Source organism: Aeromonas sp. 102P (assembly GCF_051920345.1).
Taxonomy (GTDB): Bacteria; Pseudomonadota; Gammaproteobacteria; order Enterobacterales; family Aeromonadaceae; genus Aeromonas; species Aeromonas veronii.
On the sequence record NZ_JBQBCZ010000001.1, the window covers coordinates 3,242,509 to 3,261,011 of the forward strand.

The 18,503-nt window shown below is 58.4% G+C and carries 17 protein-coding genes; 2 read left to right on the forward strand and 15 right to left on the reverse strand.

Annotated elements, in window-relative coordinates:
* Positions 1-65: 65 nt before the first annotated feature.
* Complete coding sequence (glgC, locus tag ACTG1K_RS15095; protein WP_005337070.1) at positions 66-1,340, reverse strand: glucose-1-phosphate adenylyltransferase; 1,275 nt, start codon at positions 1,338-1,340, stop codon at positions 66-68.
* A gap of 189 nt (positions 1,341-1,529) precedes the next feature.
* Between glgC and ACTG1K_RS15100 the strand changes: the two genes are divergently transcribed.
* Positions 1,530-3,170 (forward strand): EAL domain-containing protein, encoded by a 1,641-nt coding sequence (locus ACTG1K_RS15100; protein WP_440005907.1) that lies wholly within the window; start codon positions 1,530-1,532, stop codon positions 3,168-3,170.
* On the opposite strand, the gene ACTG1K_RS15105 is transcribed toward ACTG1K_RS15100, so the two are convergent.
* The 9 genes from ACTG1K_RS15105 to ACTG1K_RS15145 form a co-directional block, all read right to left on the reverse strand.
* Complete coding sequence (locus ACTG1K_RS15105; RefSeq protein WP_042055706.1) at positions 3,133-3,627, reverse strand: hypothetical protein; 495 nt, start codon at positions 3,625-3,627, stop codon at positions 3,133-3,135. The genes ACTG1K_RS15100 and ACTG1K_RS15105 overlap by 38 nt on opposite strands.
* Before the next feature lie 175 nt (positions 3,628-3,802).
* Positions 3,803-4,165: a DUF2750 domain-containing protein gene (locus tag ACTG1K_RS15110; protein WP_005337077.1), complete on the reverse strand. Its 363-nt coding sequence runs from the start codon at positions 4,163-4,165 to the stop codon at positions 3,803-3,805.
* A gap of 180 nt (positions 4,166-4,345) precedes the next feature.
* Positions 4,346-5,650, reverse strand: coding sequence for an inosine/guanosine kinase (locus ACTG1K_RS15115; RefSeq protein ID WP_440005909.1), 1,305 nt, complete (start codon positions 5,648-5,650; stop codon positions 4,346-4,348).
* Between the two features lie 186 nt (positions 5,651-5,836).
* The gene (locus ACTG1K_RS15120) at positions 5,837-6,229 is read right to left on the reverse strand and encodes an MAPEG family protein (RefSeq protein ID WP_005346381.1); all 393 of its coding nucleotides are present in this window, start codon (positions 6,227-6,229) and stop codon (positions 5,837-5,839) included.
* Positions 6,230-6,263: 34 nt separating this feature from the next.
* Positions 6,264-7,238, reverse strand: a complete 975-nt coding sequence (gene hemH, locus ACTG1K_RS15125) for a ferrochelatase (RefSeq protein ID WP_005359991.1) — start codon at positions 7,236-7,238, stop codon at positions 6,264-6,266.
* Positions 7,239-7,336: 98 nt separating this feature from the next.
* A complete protein-coding gene (gene adk / locus ACTG1K_RS15130) occupies positions 7,337-7,981 on the reverse strand; it encodes an adenylate kinase (protein ID WP_005337083.1) in 645 nt (214 codons plus the stop codon).
* Between the two features lie 303 nt (positions 7,982-8,284).
* The gene (gene miaE / locus ACTG1K_RS15135) at positions 8,285-9,043 is read right to left on the reverse strand and encodes a tRNA isopentenyl-2-thiomethyl-A-37 hydroxylase MiaE (RefSeq protein ID WP_440005911.1); all 759 of its coding nucleotides are present in this window, start codon (positions 9,041-9,043) and stop codon (positions 8,285-8,287) included.
* A gap of 205 nt (positions 9,044-9,248) precedes the next feature.
* Positions 9,249-10,769 carry an amidophosphoribosyltransferase gene (gene purF / locus ACTG1K_RS15140; protein ID WP_005351229.1) on the reverse strand — a complete coding sequence of 507 codons (1,521 nt, stop codon included), beginning with the start codon at positions 10,767-10,769 and terminating at the stop codon, positions 9,249-9,251.
* Between the two features lie 21 nt (positions 10,770-10,790).
* Entirely contained in the window at positions 10,791-11,279 is a 489-nt protein-coding gene (locus ACTG1K_RS15145) for a CvpA family protein (RefSeq protein WP_005337086.1), read from the reverse strand.
* 8 nt (positions 11,280-11,287) lie between these two features.
* Between ACTG1K_RS15145 and ACTG1K_RS15150 the strand changes: the two genes are divergently transcribed.
* Positions 11,288-11,464 (forward strand): hypothetical protein, encoded by a 177-nt coding sequence (locus ACTG1K_RS15150; RefSeq protein WP_155395816.1) that lies wholly within the window; start codon positions 11,288-11,290, stop codon positions 11,462-11,464.
* Between the two features lie 2 nt (positions 11,465-11,466).
* Here the strand turns inward: ACTG1K_RS15150 and serS are convergent, their stop codons facing one another.
* The 5 genes from serS to lrp form a co-directional block, all read right to left on the reverse strand.
* On the reverse strand, positions 11,467-12,762 hold the full coding sequence (gene serS / locus ACTG1K_RS15155; protein ID WP_005351225.1) for a serine--tRNA ligase: 1,296 nt from the start codon (positions 12,760-12,762) through the stop codon (positions 11,467-11,469).
* A gap of 308 nt (positions 12,763-13,070) precedes the next feature.
* Entirely contained in the window at positions 13,071-14,408 is a 1,338-nt protein-coding gene (locus tag ACTG1K_RS15160; RefSeq protein WP_425856875.1) for a replication-associated recombination protein A, read from the reverse strand.
* Between the two features lie 76 nt (positions 14,409-14,484).
* Positions 14,485-15,093, reverse strand: coding sequence for an outer membrane lipoprotein chaperone LolA (gene lolA / locus ACTG1K_RS15165; protein ID WP_040066545.1), 609 nt, complete (start codon positions 15,091-15,093; stop codon positions 14,485-14,487).
* 80 nt (positions 15,094-15,173) lie between these two features.
* A complete protein-coding gene (locus tag ACTG1K_RS15170; RefSeq protein ID WP_322112391.1) occupies positions 15,174-17,690 on the reverse strand; it encodes a DNA translocase FtsK in 2,517 nt (838 codons plus the stop codon).
* 202 nt (positions 17,691-17,892) lie between these two features.
* Entirely contained in the window at positions 17,893-18,384 is a 492-nt protein-coding gene (gene lrp, locus ACTG1K_RS15175; RefSeq protein WP_005300047.1) for a leucine-responsive transcriptional regulator Lrp, read from the reverse strand.
* Positions 18,385-18,503 lie beyond the last annotated feature (119 nt).

An 18,503-nucleotide genomic window follows, 5' to 3' on the forward strand; every position in this document is an offset into this window, starting at 1 on the left:
TGAAAAAGGGAGCCAGTTTGGCTCCCTTTGCATTACAGCGTCTGACACATGTTCAAGGGCTTTCCTCAAACCAGCTTGTCCAGCATCTCCTTGGTCACCAGCACAATCCCCTGCTCGGAGCGGTAGAAGCGGCGGCTATCCTCATCGGCATTCTCGCCCACCACCAGCCCATCGGGCAGCACACATCCCTTGTCCACCACCACCCGGCGCAGACGGCAACCGGCGCCGATCTCTACCCCGGGGAAGATGATGGCCTGGTCCAGGGTGCAGAAGGAGTGCACCCGCACATTGGTAAAGAGCACCGAGTTGAGCACAAACGACCCGCTGACAATGGTACCGCCCGAGAACATGGAGTTGATGGTCATGCCATGCTGACCATTGCGATCCTGCACGAACTTGGCCGGTGGCGTCAGGGTCTGGCTGGTCCAGATGGGCCAGTTCTGATCGTAGATGTCGAGCTCGGGCAGCACGGAGGCGAGATCCATGTTCGCTTCCCAGAAGGAGTCCAGCGTACCAACGTCACGCCAGTAGGGCTTTTGCCCCTCGCGCGCTCCGACACAGGACATGTTGAAGGGGTGAGCAAATGCCATCCCCTCCTCCACGATGCGGGGGATCACGTCCATCCCGAAGTCGTGTTTGGAGTCCTGATTGTGAATATCCTCCTCCAGCAGTTGGTAGAGGTACTCCGCCTCGAAGATATAGATCCCCATGGAGGCCAGCGAGCGATCTTCACAACCCGGCATGGCGGGCGGATTGGCCGGTTTTTCGACGAAGGCGCGGATCTTGCGCTGCTCGTCGATATCCATGATCCCGAAGGCGGATGCCTCGGCCCGCGGCACCTCGATACAGGCGACCGTCACCTTGGCACCAAGGCGCACATGGTCGAGCAGCATGGCGGCATAATCCATCTTGTAGATGTGATCCCCCGCCAGCACCACCAGGTATTTGGGGCCGTAGTCACGGATGATATCGACGTTCTGATAGATGGCATCGGCGGTGCCGCGATACCAGTGCACCTCGTCCACCCGTTGCTGGGCAGGGAGCAGGTCGATGAATTCGTTCATCTGGTAACGCAGGAAGGACCAGCCCGATTGCAGGTGACGCAGCAGGCTGTGGGATTTGTATTGGGTGACTACACCAACGCGGCGGATCCCCGAGTTGATACAGTTGGAGAGCACAAAATCAATGATCCGGAATTTGCCACCGAAATGGACGGCAGGCTTGGCGCGGTTGTCAGTCAACTGCTTCAGGCGACTACCACGTCCACCCGCCAGCACCAGTGCCATACTCTGGTTCAATAATTGTCGTGCTTTGGCACTATTTTCGGGCTCTAACAACATGATTTACCTCTGCCTTGTTTGATCTATTTTCAACTCATCTTCGCCTGTTTCGGCACCTGTGAAAGTGGTTTCACTCACATTTAACCGATCTCAATTGACCCTTTTCACCGAGTTGCGAGGAATAGCATGCTTTGCTCCACCAGCTTGGTTAAAATTCCCCCACAAAGCAGCCACTTCAAGGATGACAAGATGGTTCACAAGCTCGGACGTACCCTCTTTCTGATCGCCACCATAGTGACCATACCCCTGCTGCTCCTGCAAGCAGTTTGGTTGGCCCTTCAGAGCACACCGCTCACTTTGACCATTATTCTGGCCACCACACTGCTTGGCATGATCCTGCTGTTGATGCTGGCCATCCGCACCATGGATGGCATGCTCCAGCATCAGGAGCTCACCTGGGTCAAGGCGATCAGGGGGCGGGATCCCTCACAACTCGATGAACCCGCCTCCCAGGAGGTGCTGCAACAGCTGCTGGAGCAGTTCGAAAGCGCCGAGCAGAGCGCCCATCGCCAGCTGACCGAGCTCAGCAACCTGGCCACCACCGACGAGCTGACCCAGCTACTCAACCGCCACGCGTTTCGCCGCGACATGACCGAGTTGCTGCAGCGGGATCAGGACACCCAGACCGCGACCCTGGTGCTGATCCGTGCCACCGAGCTTGGCAAGATCAACGCCCAACGCGGCTTCCAGTCTGGTGATGCCTACATCAAGGACATGGCCGCTCTCATCAAGCGGGTGGTAAGCCGCTTCCCGGGCAATCAGGTCTACCGCATTTCGGGGGCTGATTTCGCCGTGCTGGTGCAACCGGTGGCCAATATTCCTCCCCATCTGCTGGGGCAGGATTTGAAGGTGGCCTTCGATCACTATCAGGATCAGCACGAGCTGGAGAGCACCGGTTACTCGGGGCTGACCAAGCTCAGCAGCGGCCAGAAAATTGAAGCCGTGCTGGCCAGAGCGGATCTGGCGCTGGCTCGCGCCCAGACCGAAACCATCAACGGCTGGGCCATCCAGCAGGATGACAGCGCCTCCGATCTGCAGGGCCAACACCACTGGCGCGACGTGCTGACAGAAGTGCTGGCGCAGGAGCGGCTCAGCTTTACCTACCAGCCGATCCAGCCCCTGCACCGCAGCATGCTGGCCTACAACGAGATCTACACCCGCTTCAGCGGCAATGATGGCACTGCCCTACCCACCGACACCCTGTTTGCCATGGCCCAGCGGCTGGATATGGTGATGCGGCTGGAGCAGCTGGTCATTACCCACATCATGCGCCAGTACCGGGCCTTTGGTGCCAACCAAAGTCGCTGGGGGATCAACCTCTCCCCCAACCTGCTGCAAAACAGCGCCTTCCTGATCTGGCTTGACCGCCAGCTGCTCAAAGACCCCAATACCAGCGCCAATCTGGTGTTCGAACTGGATGAAGAGCATCTGGAGCGCAACCTGACCGGCGCCAAGCGGGTGTTTGAATTGCTGCGCCGCAACGGCAGCCGCTCGGCCATCGCCAATTTCGGCAAGGGGATCGGCTCCTTTACCCTGTTTCGCGAGCTCAAGCCCGACTACATCAAGCTCGATCCTGCCCTGATCACCGGGCTGGAGCAGGATCAGACCAATCAGCAGTTCGTGCGGATGATCGTCGATGTATCGCATCGGATGGGGTGTCAGGTGATTGCAGAGGGGGTCGAACAGCTTGGCCAGAAACAGCTGCTGCAGGGGATGTACGTGGATGGCTTGCAGGGCTATCTGATCGCCCGGCCGCAACCGTTGCGACCGGATATCAGCCAGCTGGGGCTCTTTACTGAGGATGCTTCAGCTTCAAAAGGGTCAGAATGATGTCATTGAGCTGGCGATAGCGCTCCAGCTCCTTCTGATCGTAACGGGTCGCCAGTGTAGTAGGATTGTGGCGGTTTTTGAGGTAACGGTTGATCTGCAACCGGTTGAACCCCGCCACCTGATAGACCTGGCCAAGCAGGGTATTGAGCTCATCGTGCTCCAGACCGGCTCTGGCCAGATAGTCCCCATCGGCGGGACTCTCGGTCTGGTGACTCCACTTGCCAATGCGACCGCTCTCTTGCAGATAGCTGAGCCACTGCTCGATATAGAGCGGTTTACACCCCGCCAACAGGTTGAAAAAGCCCACCGCATCGCAACGACAACCACTCAGGAGTACGACCGCCAGCTGATCATCATCACACTGGAAGGTCACAGGCCCGGCTTGCGCCCAATCCAGCGCCTGCACCCGAATGCTGGCCTTCTCACCCGCAGCTCCCGTTACGTCGAATACAAACATGGCGCTCCTCCCTTGGCAAAAGGTTGATGATGGACCATCCCCCTGACAGGTGCAAAGGCAAATCGGCTTTTAACTCATCAATCGGGCCATTCGACCATAAAAAAGACCGGCACCCTCACGGATGCCGGTCTGTGTCCCGATGGCCTGTGCGTTCAGGCCATCAATGGAGGCGCTTTCAGGCGTCCAGTTCAACCAGTGCCTTGGCCAGCTCGATGGGTTCTAGCTCCTGGCCTTCCAAGTCGGCGTTCCAGTTCGGGCCGACCAGTACATCGTCTTCATCCAGATCGTTGATCCAGATATCGAGAAACTCTTCCAGATCGATCACTTCCGGCTCGTAATCGGCCCACTCGTCAACACAGTGCAGACGGGCGTCCTCTTCGGCAGACCAGAGCGGCATCACGTCGGCATCTTCAAATTCGGCGGAGCGGCAGACGACCCAGTCTTCCCCATAGCGCAGACCCCATACCTGACCCGACTCGCGGACTTGTTCGATAAACAGTTGGAAATTGGCGTCAAGGTTGTCGTTAAGCATGCTCATGGGGTTCTCTCTTTCTTTCGGGTGCTGCGGCATTGTCGGGCGACAATACGATGGCCAAATGGTGTCGCAAAAGTGACATGGACTCAAGCATATTGGGGTTATTCTGGGAAAAAAGCCGGGATAACCCCCATTTGCCTGCAAAAACGCCTCCCGATGGAGGCGTCTTGCAGATTCAGGAGATCAACGCTCCCAGTAAACCTCTTCCAGGCTGTCCTCTTTCTCCGGCAAACCGCGGGAGAGACGTGGGCTGCTCTGGGCCAACACCTCGTAGCTGACGCGGTTGGCGTATTTGCACACCTGGGCCAGTGAGGAGTAGGTCAGGAACTCGGAGATGTGCTTGGCGGAGTTGGGCACATTCATCCGGTGATAGGAGTTGGCCACCATGTCGTGCAGCACGGCGGAAAGCGCGCCATCCCCTGCCCCGTTGGTGTTCTTGATCTTCTCCGGGCCACCCATGTACGGGGAGATGTGGGAGTAGATGCGGGCCGGTTTACGGCACTTGGCGCGGGCCATCGGGCGGCTGAACTCATACATGTTGAACTCGGGGATAACACCCGGCAACAGGGTATGAGTGGTCTCGCGCTTGTAGTCCTCGTCGGTGTAGCTCGCCATATAGAGGCCGATGGGGCCTGCAGTACAGAGCACCATGTCGGCCCAGTCGAGCGCTTTGTCGGCCGCACCGAGCGGATCTGCGATGCCGGTCAGGGCTTCACCTTCGTCTTCGTTCATCGCCAGCACAGTCACGTTCTCGGCAATGAAGTCGCGCCACCACTGGGGATTTTCGTCGATGACGAAACGGGTGCCCAGAGTCAGCACCACGGGAATATCGGCCTCGCGGGCATAACGCACCGCGGTCATGGCCGCCTCTTTCATCGGATCACCATCGTCACCACGCACCAGATAGGCGGTGATCACCAGGGCAGATGCCCCTTTGATCACATCCTCCGGAATGTGCTGCACATCCAGCTGGTTCATCTTGCCGGCGTTGATGCCGAAGCTGCGCTCGCCGCACTCGGTGATGAAGGTGAAGCAACGGCCGATGGGACCATCAACCGGCTGCAGGTAGTCCAGATTGACGCGGGAAGAGGTGTTGCACAGATAACGGTAGGCGTAGCAGCCAATGCGAATGTCCTGACTCATCACTCCCAGCAGGATGGAGTGGGAGTCGGCCAGTACCGAGTAGTTGTGTACCGTGTTGCCAATAGTGCCACCGGCAAACTCGCTCACTACCATGTTGTTGGCCTTGAGCTCGTTATAAATCCGTTCGGCCACGTCGTCGTTGATGACGACGGAGTGCCCCTTGCTCAGACCATAACGGGTCAGAAAGTCTTCATCCACATGGGCTTCAATATCAACCAGGGTCTGATCAATCCCGACCACGTAGGCTTTGCCCAGCTCGGTTAACAGGGGATTTTGCGGAACCAGGGGATCGCGTCTGTCGACAGGGAAGTAGTGTTTGGACTTGCGCTGACCGGGAAATTTCATGGCAATGTTCTGTGCTCTGGGGGAAAGAGGGGCGGGATTTTAACACAATCCGCCGCCCCGAAAAGTCGCCCTGTTTAAATAATGGAGTCAGTATAGACAAGGCTTGCAAGGAAAAACGTTTGCCTTTTCACCATAAAAAAACCACCCAACCCGGGGTGGTTCCATAGCATAAAAAAGCACCTGTTTTCAGGCGGCCGCCATGCCCTGCAACAGAGCCAGCACCGAGAAGAGGCCGAGGGCGAGCCAGAACAGCAAGGTACCCAGAAAACGGGGCACATTGGGGGCTTTGGGGATCTGGATGCCGATGGCATGCAGGATGCGGCCGACCAGCAGCATGGCGCCACCGGCATGCAGCCAGAGCGCACCGGCGCCGGAGAGCTCGCACAGCGCCATCAGCAGCAGGGTCAGCGGCACATACTCGGCAAAATTGCCGTGGGCCCGGATCGCCGCCAGCAGTTCGGGGGCTTCCCCCTGCCCTATCATCACCCCGAACTGGGCGCGGCGTCTGACCACCCAGAAGGAGAGCCCCAGAAACAGCAGCCCCAGCAGACCTGCATAAATCAGCGTGATATGTACCATGACTCGACTCCTTGTTTGACTGACTGCCGGTCACTCATGCCAATTCGCGGCAGATGAGCGAGACCATCATCCTGATGTGGGCCTGATCGCTGTTGAGGGCCGGAATATATTCAAACCGCTCGCCACCGGCCTCCATGAAGATCTCCCGGTTCTGTACCTGAATTTCCTCAAGGGTTTCGAGGCAGTCGGCGGCAAAGGCGGGGCAAATTACATCGAGCCGCTTGATGCCCGCAGCAGGCATACCGGCGATGGTCACGTCAGTGTAGGGCTTGAGCCACTCCTCCTTGCCGAAGCGGGACTGGAAGCTGGCCGTCCACTGCCCGGCCTCCAGCCCGAGCGCCTCGGCCAGCAAGCTGGCGGTATGGCGACACTGGTGACCATAGGGGTCCCCTTCGTTCTCGTAGCGCTCGGGAATGCCGTGGAACGACATCAGCAGGTGATCACCCTGACCGTGCTGCTCCCAGTGACGGCGCACACTCATGGCCAGCGCCTGTATGTATTCGGGATGGGCGTGATAATCACGAATGAGCCGTACCACCGGCAGATTGCGCTCTTTCTTCATTGCCTTGCCCCAGGCATCGAAGACCGAGGCGGTGGTACTGACCGAATATTGCGGATAAAGCGGCAACAGGATCACCCGGTTGACCCCTTTGGCCTTGAGCGCCTGCCAGCCATCATTCACTGACGGGGAACCATAGGTCATCGCCAGCTCCACCGGCACCTCGACCCCCTCCCGCTTGAGCTCCTGCTCCAGTGCGGCGCGCTGCTGCTTGCTTATCACCATCAGCGGCGAGCCCTGCTCGGTCCACACCTGCTGATAGAGCTTGGCCACTTTGGGCGAGCGCGTCGGCAAGATGATGAAGTGGAGCAGCGGGCACCAGAGGTAGCGGGGCAGGTCCACCACACGGGGATCGTGCAGGAACTGGCTGAGGAACGCTTTGACGGCAGCGGTGGTCGGTGCGGCTGGGGTACCCAGATTGACCAGCAATATTCCGGTTTTCGTGGTCACGTTGGCTTCCTGTCTATCTGTCATTATGCAAAAAGGGCCCGACAGGGCCCTTCTCTTTATTTATCTGATGGCACGGGAAACAGTGCCGGCAGCAAAGATCAGCCCAGAATGGTGGCAAGCTGCTTGCTGACCAGATCAACCGGCTGGGTGCCGTCGATCTTGACGTAACGGGTGTGGCCCGCTTCCGCCTCTTTGCCGTAGAAACCGATCAGCGGCGCGGTCTGCTGATGATATACATCCAGACGCTTGCGTACTGTGGTCTCTTCGTCGTCGGCGCGGATCACCAGATCTTCACCGGTCACGTCATCCTTGCCTTCCACTTTCGGCGGGTTGAACACCACGTGGTAGGTACGGCCGGAGCCGGAGTGAACGCGACGGCCGCTCATGCGCTTGACGATCTCTTCGTCCGGCACATCGAACTCCAGCACGAAATCAACCACGACACCGGCGTCCTTCATGGCTTGCGCCTGGGGAATGGTGCGCGGGAAACCGTCCAACAGGAAGCCTTTGGCGCAGTCCGGCTGAGCGATGCGCTCTTTCACCAGACCGATGATGATGTCGTCAGAGACCAGCTGACCTGCGTCCATCACAGCTTTGGCTTTCAGACCGAGCTCGGTGCCCGCTTTGATCGCCGCACGCAGCATGTCGCCGGTGGAGATCTGGGGAATACCGTGTTTTTCCATGATGAACTGAGCCTGGGTACCTTTGCCGGCGCCCGGAGCCCCCAACAGAACAATGCGCATACACGCTCCTATTGATTGGTTATTCAAATCTTGCGAAGGCAAAAAAGTACACGGTTTCGCCCGTTTCTACAAGGGTGAGCCACTTGAATGAGCACTTTATCACCACAACAACCGGCTGATCGAACAGGATTTCATCGCAAGGTGAAGACGCAAAAATAGCCAGGGATTCAGCATAGAGCGCCAAAAGCAGGAAGGAGGTACGGCAGAAAAAAAGATCCCGGCTCAGGGCCGGGAATTGCGCTCAAAAGTAACTACTTGTCGCTCGTAGTAGGAACAGGGCAATAGTAGTTTGCCCCCTGTGCGTCAACAACTGTCAGATGTGACAGGCAGGCCGCTATGAAACCGGAACTGCGGATCCGGCGAGCAGATTAGCTCGGCTTCCAGCTTGCCAAAGAAGGCCACCCGCTCGCTGATATCCTCCCCTGCGTACTGTTCGGCCAGGCTCAGGTAATCCTGATAGTGGCGCGCTTCGGAGCGCAGCAAAGAGACATAGAAGCGGCTCAGCTCTTCGTCCAGATGGGGCGCCAGCTTGGCAAAGCGCTCGCAGGAGCGGGCCTCGATATAGGCGCCGATGATCATCTTGTCTACTATGGTGGCCGGCTCATGGGTGCGCACATGCTGCATCAACTGACGGGCATAGCGGGAGGCCGTCACCGGCCCGTATTCGATGCCGCGGGCCTGCATGATCTCCAGCACCAGCTCGAAGTGATGCAGCTCCTCCTGAATGAGCCGCACCATGGGAAACAGCAGCGGATTGCGTTCCAGCTCGGCAAAGACGGTGCGATCAGACTCCCCCATGCTGCGTTTGCCCAGGATCTCGGCCTTCTCCGGGATGGCATCCAGCTCGCGATAGAACTCCAGCTTGGGCAGCAGATGGCGCTTGCCCTTGGGCAGGCAGTAGCGGCGCACCAGACTGTGGGCAGTGAGTGCGGCCTTGGTCTCGCAGTTGGCGTGATCGATGAGCAGGGTCGGTAAACGGGCCGGATCCCGCGCCATCTCTACCCACTCATCCGGGGTCTCGCACTGCAAAAACTGGCGCACTGGGGCTAGCAGATCATCCATCTGAACTCTCGTCTCTTAAAAGCGTATCGATCATATATGTTGCCGCCTATGCTAGCGGATCCCGCTGGCCATGCCCATATCCGGCAAGATAAACGGATGTTTTTCAAACAGATACCCCCTACCCCTTCTGCCCGTGCAAGATAGAAACGACAATGGGGGCCACTGGCCCCCATCTCGCTATCCCATCCGGCAAAACCGCAAACGTTTAACTGCCTTCGTTAAAAATTTCCAGATTGCTGGTGCCTTCCTGCCATTCACGCACCGCTTTGGTGTCATCGTTGCGCAGGGCGTTGAGGTGATCCAGATAGGACTGGTCCACGTCGGAGGTGACGTAGTGGCCATTGAAGACCGAGGTCTCGAAGTGACGCAGATCCGGGTTGATCTCCCGCACGGCGGCTTCCAGATCTTCCAGATCCTGGAAAATCAGGCCGTCAGCGCCAATCAGCTTGCACACTTCTTCCACTTCGCGACCGTGGGCGATCAGCTCGTTGGCGGTGGGCATGTCGATGCCATAGACGTTGGGGAAGCGAATTTCCGGCGCCGCCGAGGCGAAGTAGACCTTGGCTGCCCCCGCTTCACGGGCCATTTGGATGATCTGCTCGGACGTGGTACCACGCACGATGGAATCGTCCACCAGCAACACCTTCTTGCCCTTGAATTCGGAACTGATGGCGTTGAGTTTGCGACGCACCGACTTCTTGCGCTGGGTCTGGCCCGGCATGATGAAGGTACGACCGATGTAGCGGTTCTTCACGAAGCCCTGACGGTATGGCAGGTCGAGGGTGTGAGCAATCTCCAGCGCCACGTCACAGGAGGTCTCGGGGATGGGAATGACCACATCGACGTCGAGATCTTCCCACTCGCGGGCAATCTTCTGACCCAGCTTGCGACCCATGTTGAGGCGGGCGGCGTAGACCGAGACCTTGTCGATGCACGAATCGGGACGAGCGAAGTAGACGTATTCGAAGATGCAGGAGCTCATCTGCGGGTTCTCCGCACACTGCTCGGAGAAGAGCTGGCCCTGCTCGGTGATGTAGATGGCTTCACCCGGCGCAATATCCCGCACCGTCTCGAAACCGATGGCGTCGAGTGCCACGCTCTCGGAGGCAAGCATGTACTCCACCTGGCCCTGCTCGTCCTGACGACGACCGAGGATCAGCGGGCGAATGCCGTTGGGATCGCGAAAACCGATGAGACCATGACCAATCACCAGCGAAACCACCGCATAAGCGCCGCGGATCTGCTGATGGGTTCTGCGCACCGCGGCGAAGATATCTTCGGGGCGCAGGGCCATCTTGTCACAACGATCCAGCTCGTGGGCCAGCACGTTCAGCAACACTTCCGAATCGGAGGTGGTGTTGATGTGACGACGGGCGACCTTGAACTGCTGCTCCTTGAGCTCCTTGGCGTTGGTGAGGTTGCCGTTATGGGCCAGCACCATGCCGTAGGGCGAGTTCACATAAAAAGGTTGGGCTTCAGCGGCACTTGAGCTACCTGCGGTGGGGTATCTGACATGACCTATGCCGATGTTCCCTTGCAAACGCTGCATGTGGCGCACTTCAAACACGTCCTTCACCAGGCCATTGGCCTTGCGTTGCCGGAAGTTTCCACTATCAATGGTCACGATCCCGGCGGCATCCTGTCCCCTGTGCTGCAACACCGTCAAGGCGTCGTAGAGGGCCTGATTGACGGGGGTGGTGCCAACTATACCGACAATACCACACATGTCTTTGCTACCTCGAAGTCACTATACCTGTTTAAGAAAACTGGATGAGTTCAACATGAACCCGAAAAACCACTGGATCACCGGCTTGAACTCCGGCACCAGCTTGGACGCCACCCACCAGTCGCTCTGGGAGAGGCTGGTGAAGGTATCCATGAAAAAAAGCAGGGCACTGACGATCAGCACCCCGCGAATTGCACCGAAGCAGACCCCCAGCACCCGATCGGTACCGGAGAGACCCGTCTTGTCCACCAACAGGCCCACCACATAGTTGACCACGCTGCCGAGGATCAGGGTCGCCACAAACAGCGCCGCGATGGCCAGACCGTTGCGAACCAGCGCGTCGGAGAAGGAGGTGAAATAGACGGCGAGATCGGGATAGAAATGGCTGGCAATAAAGAAGGCGACGAACCAGGTGACAAGAGACATGGCCTCCTTGACGAAGCCGCGCACCAGGCTGATGAGAGCAGAGAAACCGACGATGCCGATGATGGCGTAATCAATCCAGACCATAGAAAAAGATGTCCTGCGAAATTGCGGCGCAGTCTAACAAAAACGATTGCGCATTGCTTGATAAAAATGTGTTAACTGTTCAAAGCGACGCCGAAAAGCCGCATTTTTTCAGCACTAAAACGGTTGATCGGCGCCAGAATGCACAACGCCATGGCAATGCCATGGCGTTGTGGTCTGCGGCGTGAACTTACCCGATGTGGGTCAGGCCACCCATGTAGGATTGCAGCGCAGCCGGGATGGCGATGCGCCCATCTTCCTGCTGGTAGTTCTCCATCACGGCAACCAGGGTACGACCCACTGCCAGACCGGAGCCGTTCAGGGTGTGCAGCAGCTGCGGCTTGCCGTCGATACGCACGCGAGCCTGCATGCGGCGCGCCTGGAAGTCGGTGCAGTTGGAGACAGAGGAGATCTCGCGGTAAGTGTTCTGGGCCGGCAGCCACACTTCCAGATCGTAGGTCTTGGAGGCGCAGAAGCCCATGTCACCGGTAGAGAGCGCCATCACGCGATACGGCAGCTCCAGCAGTTGCAGCACCTTCTCGGCGTGACCGACCATCTCTTCCAGTGCATCCCAGGATTTCTCCGGGTGAACCAGCTGAACCATTTCGACTTTGTCGAACTGGTGCATACGGATGAGGCCACGGGTATCACGACCGTAGGAACCGGCTTCAGAGCGGAAGCAGGGGCTGTGAGCGGTCATCTTGATTGGCAGCTCTTGCGCGTCAAAGATCTCGTCACGGGCCATGTTGGTGAGCGGCACTTCGGAGGTCGGGATCAGGGAGAACTTGCGCAGCTTGCCCTCTTCTTCCCCTTCACCTTCGATACCGGTATTGAACAGGTCCTGGGCAAATTTCGGCAACTGGCCGGTGCCATAGAGGCTGTCCGGGTTCACCAGATAGGGCACGTAGCACTCGGTGTAACCGTGCTGCTGGGTGTGCAAATCCAGCATGAACTGAGCCAGGGCACGGTGCAGACGGGCAATCTGACCCTTCATCACCACGAAACGGGTACCGGAGAGTTTGACGCCATTCTTGAAGTCAACGCCCTTGGCCGCTTCGCCCAGATCGATGTGATCGCGTACCGGGAAGCTGAACTCGCGCGGGGTACCCCAGCGGCGCACTTCCACGTTGTCGTTCTCGTCACGGCCCACCGGAGTGGTCTCGCTCGGCAGGTTGGGGATGGCGTCGGCAATGGCTTTCAGCTGGGCCAGCAGGGCATCCAGCTCGACCTTGCTGGTCTCCAGCTCGTCGTTGATCTTGGTCACTTCGGCCTTGAGCGGGGCAACATCTTCACCACGACGGGCAGCTTCACCGATGGATTTGGAGCGGGCGTTGCGCTCGGCCTGCAGCTCCTGGGTACGGGACTGCAGATCCTTGCGTTTCTCTTCCAGAGCGTTGACAGCCGCTACGTCCAGAACGTAGCCACGTGTCGCCAGACGAGCGGCAGCCTCTTCGATATCGCTGCGCAGATATTTGGGATCCAGCATGGTTTACCTACTTTTTTAAAATGGGATCTGGGCCTGAGTCGTCATGACGGGCTGGGAAACAGATCCGGAAGTTAACATCGGTTGGCGCACCCCAATCGTCTTCAGAATCGGGCCTTAACTATCACAGGCCTTTGAGATCAAGAAGATGGCGCAAGGCCAAGACAAGCGGGGTCAGACGGGCAGTGTAGCAGACCGCCCCCCCGCCCGAACAGGGACTATTTGTGTCGTTTTTACCGACTTTGGCACGCAAACCGTCCTGCATATTCAAACGCCTGACCAATTTTCAGCCACGCGGGGTAACAAAGGGGCTATTTGCCCCGTTGCTGCGGACTTTGCCTGTCCAGTTCATGGAGGTAATCGAGCTTCTGGCCAATCTGCTTTTCAAGGCCGCGATCGGTGGGCTGGTAGTACTGCTTGCCCGCCAGCTCGGGCGGGAAATACTGCTCGCCCGCAGCATAGGCGCCCGGCTCGTCATGGGCGTAACGGTACTCTGCGCCATAGCCCAAGTCGCTCATCAGTTTGGTCGGCGCATTGCGCAGGTGCACCGGCACCTCGAAGTCAGGCAGGTTTTTGGCATCATGGAGGGCTGCCTTCCAGGCGGTATAGACCGCATTGCTTTTCGGGGCACAGGCGAGATAGACGATCGCCTGGGCGATGGCCCGCTCCCCTTCCGCCGGCCCGATCCGATGGAAACAATCCCAGGCCGACAGGGCGACCTGCATGGCGCGCGGATCGGCATTGCCCACATCTTCCGAGGCAATCGCCAGCAAGCGGCGGGCAATATAGAGCGGATCGCAACCGGCGCTCACCATACGGGCATACCAGTAGAGCGCCGCATCCGGCGCCGAGCCGCGAATGGATTTGTGCACCGCCGAGATGAGGTCGTAGAAGTGATCGCCCCCCTTGTCGAAGCGGGCCACGTGCTCCCCCACCACGGCAGCGAGCAGGGCACTGTCGATCACCCGCGCCCCTGTGCTGTCGGTTTCGACCATGTCGGCCAACAGCTCCAGATAGTTGAGGGATTTTCGCCCGTCCCCATCAACTGCCTTAGCCAACGCCTCTTTGACGCCGGGGGCAAAGGTGAGTGCCGGATCATTGAGACCACGGGGATCGGTCATCGCCTGATCGAGCATGGCGAGAATATCGCTCTCCTCCAGTCGCTTGAGCAGATAGACCCTGGCTCGTGAGAGCAGTGCGTTGTTGAGTTCGAACGAGGGGTTTTCAGTGGTGGCACCGATAAAGGTGATGGTGCCATCCTCGATGTGAGGCAGGAACACATCCTGCTGGCTCTTGTTGAAGCGGTGCACCTCATCCACAAACAGGATGGTACGAACCCCGCGCCAGCTGTTCTCCTTCGCCTTGTCGATGGCGGCGCGGATCTCCTTGATACCGGAGGTGACCGCAGAGAGTCGCTCCACTTCCGCCTGGCAGTAGTGAGCCATCAGCTCCGCCAGCGTAGTCTTGCCGGTACCGGGCGGCCCCCACAGGATCATCGAGTGGCAGTGACCCGCCAGAATCGCTTTGCGCAGGGGCTTGTCAGCCCCCAGGATATGTTGCTGACCGATATACTGGTCGAGGTTTTGCGGCCGCATCCGGGCCGCAAGCGGACGAAAGTCCGATGAGAAATCCAGCGACAAGTTGCTCATCTGTATTGACCACCCAGCGTCACGCCACTCGCCTTTGACTGGCGCTGTGGCGAGCAATCCAACGACCGCTTGCTCATTAGCGCTGATCGTCCAGCTCGACCCCCTTCGGGATCTTGAAAACAAATTCGTTGCCCTTGAGCACCGGCTTGCGGTTGAAGTTGCTAAGGGTGAATTCACTCCACTGCCCTTGCGCCTCTTTCACATCGAAACGACTGATGTTGTCTTGTCTGTCGAAGGTGACACGGAAGGAGGCGATCAGCTCATCCTTGTTACGGCTGGTGACGGTATAGACATCCCCCTGCTGGGTCACGTCATAGTTCTTCCAGAACTTGTCGTCATTGCCAGCGATCAGAATAAAGGGGGTGTTGAGCACCGCATCTTTCAGCTTGAGGGCGGTCACCTGCTCGACGAAGGGATCATAGACCCAGACATCCTGACCATCGGCCACGATCAGGCTCTCGTCCGGCGAGGTGGTGTGCCAGTTGAAACGGTTTGGCCGCTGCACCAGCAGATCGCCGCTGGCCTTTTGCAGCTCCTTGCCCTTGCTGTCATAGACGGTCTGGGCAAACTTGGCGGAGAAGAGGCTCACCCCCGCCAGCTTCTGTTTGAGATCGCTGGCCGCATCGGCCCACACCTGGCTGCTGGCCATCAGCAGCACGGTACCCATCAACAGTTGTTTTTTCATCACGCTCTTCATAAAGACGCTCTCGATAAAAGGCCACGCCCGCGGAGGGCATGGCCAGGGATAGTATGAAACGGTGAGGTTTAGTCCCGCACCGGCGGCGGTGCCAGCACGTCGCGCTGACCATTGCCACCCGGTGAGCTGACGATGCCCTGATTCTCCATCTGCTCGATGAGACGGGCTGCCCGGTTGTAACCAATCTTGAACTTGCGCTGGACGCTGGAGGTTGAGCCACGGCGGGACTCCACCACGAAAGCGACCGCTTCGTCGAACAGGGGGTCGAGCTCTTCATCGCCACCACCGCCATATTCGCCGCTGCCACCTTCGCCACCCGACTCACCGGAGAGGATCTCCTCGATGTAGTTCGGCTCGCCGCGCAGTTTCCAGTCCGCCACTACCTTGTGCACTTCGTGGTCATCGACAAAGGCACCGTGTACCCGGGTCGGGTTGGAGGTACCGGCCGGCATGTAGAGCATGTCGCCCATGCCGAGCAGAGATTCGGCGCCACCCTGATCGATGATGGTGCGCGAGTCGATCTTGCTCGACACCTGGAACGAGATACGGGTCGGGATGTTGGCCTTGATAAGACCGGTGATGACATCCACCGACGGACGCTGGGTCGCAAGGATAAGGTGAATACCAGCCGCACGCGCTTTTTGGGCGATACGGGCAATCAGCTCTTCCACCTTCTTGCCGACGATCATCATCATGTCGGCAAACTCGTCCACCACCACCACGATATGAGGCAGCTTCTCCAGCTCCGGCGGCATCTGATCCATGGAGTCACCCGGGCGCCACAACGGATCCAGCAAGGGTTCCCCCTCCTCGATGGCGGCCAGCACCTTGTCGTTGTAGCCCTTGAGGTTGCGCACCCCGACCGCCGACATCAGCTTGTAACGGCGTTCCATCTCGCCCACACACCAGCGCAGGGCGTTGGCGGCATCCTTCATGTCGGTCACCACCTCGGTCAGCAGATGCGGGATCCCTTCGTAGACCGAGAGTTCCAGCATCTTGGGGTCGATCATGATAAAGCGCAGATCATCGGGGGAGGACTTGTAGAGCATCGAGATGATCATGGTGTTGACCCCCACCGACTTACCGGAACCTGTGGTACCGGCCACCAGCAGGTGCGGCATCTTGGCCAGGTTCACCACCACCGGCTCCCCTGCGATGTCCTGACCCAGGCCCATGGTGAGCGGGTTGCGGCTATCGCGGAAAGCATCGCAGTCGAGGGTTTCGCGCAGGTAAACGGTCTGGCGCACCCGGTTGGGCAGCTCGATACCGACATAGGTTTTACCCGGGATCACTTCCACCACCCGCACGCTGCTGGCAGACAAGGAGCGGGCCAGATCGCGCGACAGGTTGGTGATCTTGCTCGCCTTCATACCCGGCGCCAGATCCAGCTCGAAACGGGTAATAACCGGGCCCGGATAGACACCGACCACCTTGGCCTGCACGTTGTAGTCGGCAAGCTTGGCCTCCACCAGACGGCCCATGCGATCCAGCTCATCCTTGCTCATCATCTGGGTCTTGGCGGGTGGACGGTCGAGCAGTTCGATACTCGGCAACGGCGGCAGCGTAGATTGCGGACGACGCTTGGGCTTGGTTGGTGCGACGGCTACCGGCGCAGCGACCTCGTCGTCCCCTTCGGCCCAGGGCAGATCCAGATCGTCCTCATCATCGTCATCGGCCACAGCCAGTACCGGCTGGCGGCGACCATTGGCAGCCGCCACCGCACGTTTAGGCTTGGCAGCCGGAGCCGGCTCGTCCTCTTCATCATCAAATTGGGGATCGAACTCGAAGGTATCGTCGTCGAGTTCCGGCAGCCACTCTTCGGCGGCAGCCTTCTGGTTCTTGGCCTTGGGCTTGCGAGTCCAGCTGGTGTGCGGCTCATCTTCCTCATCATCAAACGCGATGGCCCCTACCCCGCCTTCCAGCAAGGGATCCGGCCCCTCGTTGCGGGGTTGACGCCAGCCACCGGTCAGCCAGCGGCCGAGGGTGGTCGGGAAGTGGTAAACAGCGCTGACCGAACCGGTACAGGCCGCACCGATCTGCTCGACGATGGTGAGCCAGGACCAGCCGGTAAACAGGGTGATGCCGGTTGCCACGAAGCAGAGCAGCATCAGGTTGGCCCCGACGCCGCCAAACAGCGGCACCACTGCAGAAGCGATCACATCCCCCACCAGACCACCGGCGGAGAAGTTTTGCATATCGTTGAAGTTCATGCTGGCAATGGCCGACATGCCGAGCACGGTCAGGATAAAGCCGATGATCCGCACCCCCAGGGTGAGGTAATCCACATCGAGCAGACGGCTCGGGCGCCAGAACAGACTCCAGCCCAGCAGCACCACCAGCGGCGGCACCAGATAGGAGAAGGCACCAAAGGTAAACATGGTGATATCGGCGAGCCAGGCACCGGCACTACCGGCGAGGTTCTTTACCTCCCCTTGCCAGGAGGTCTGGGACCAGCCGGGATCAGCGGGATGATAGGACAACAGGGCAAGCAGAAGATAAGCAGCCATCAGGGTGATGGCGATCAAGACGGCTTCGAAGATCCGTTGTGTACCTGATAAAGGAGTAAACAGCTTTTTATCGGCCAAACTCCGGCTCCTTTCTGAAAACATGTAATGCAGGAAATAAGGGGGCCTAGTATCCCCGAAAAGCCCATCGATTGTCAGCCAGAGCCTGATGGGACGGGGCCATATTTGCAATTATCTTTACAAGAAGAAACGAGCGGACCGGCCGCTCGTTTCTGACTGTCATGGTGTCTCATATGGAAAAGATACCACGGCACAACCTGCTTTATCGGGTGCTGATCACCAGACGACTGCTCTGCTTGACCTCTTCCATCACCACGTAGGTGCGGGTGTCATTGACACCGGGCAGACGCAGCAGGGTTTCCCCCAACAGACGGCGGTAAGCCGACATGTCGCTGACTCGGGTCTTGAGCAGATAGTCGAAGTCACCGGAAACCAGATGACACTCCTGGATCTCTTCGAGCACCTGAACAGCCTTGTTGAACTGTTCAAACACATCAGGCGCCCCGCGATTGAGGGTTATCTCTACAAACACCAGCAGAGATGCGTCCAGATAATGAGGGTTCAGAATAGCGGCATATCCTTCGATATAACCTTGTCGCTCGAGGCGACGAACCCGTTCCAGACACGGTGTAGGACTCAGGCCAACTCGCTTGGACAACTCAACATTCGAAATCCTGCCATCCTTTTGCAGTTCATTAAGAATGTTGCGGTCAATCCTGTCCAAATCCTTTAGCCGACTCTTAGCTTCCATCATTTTATTCCATCCTTTGGCTATTTTTTGGTAAGAATCACCAGTCATTTTATAATTATGGTCACAAATCCTGTCAATACCTGAATATACTAGGCGCAAATGTTGGTTAACATTTTGGCAAC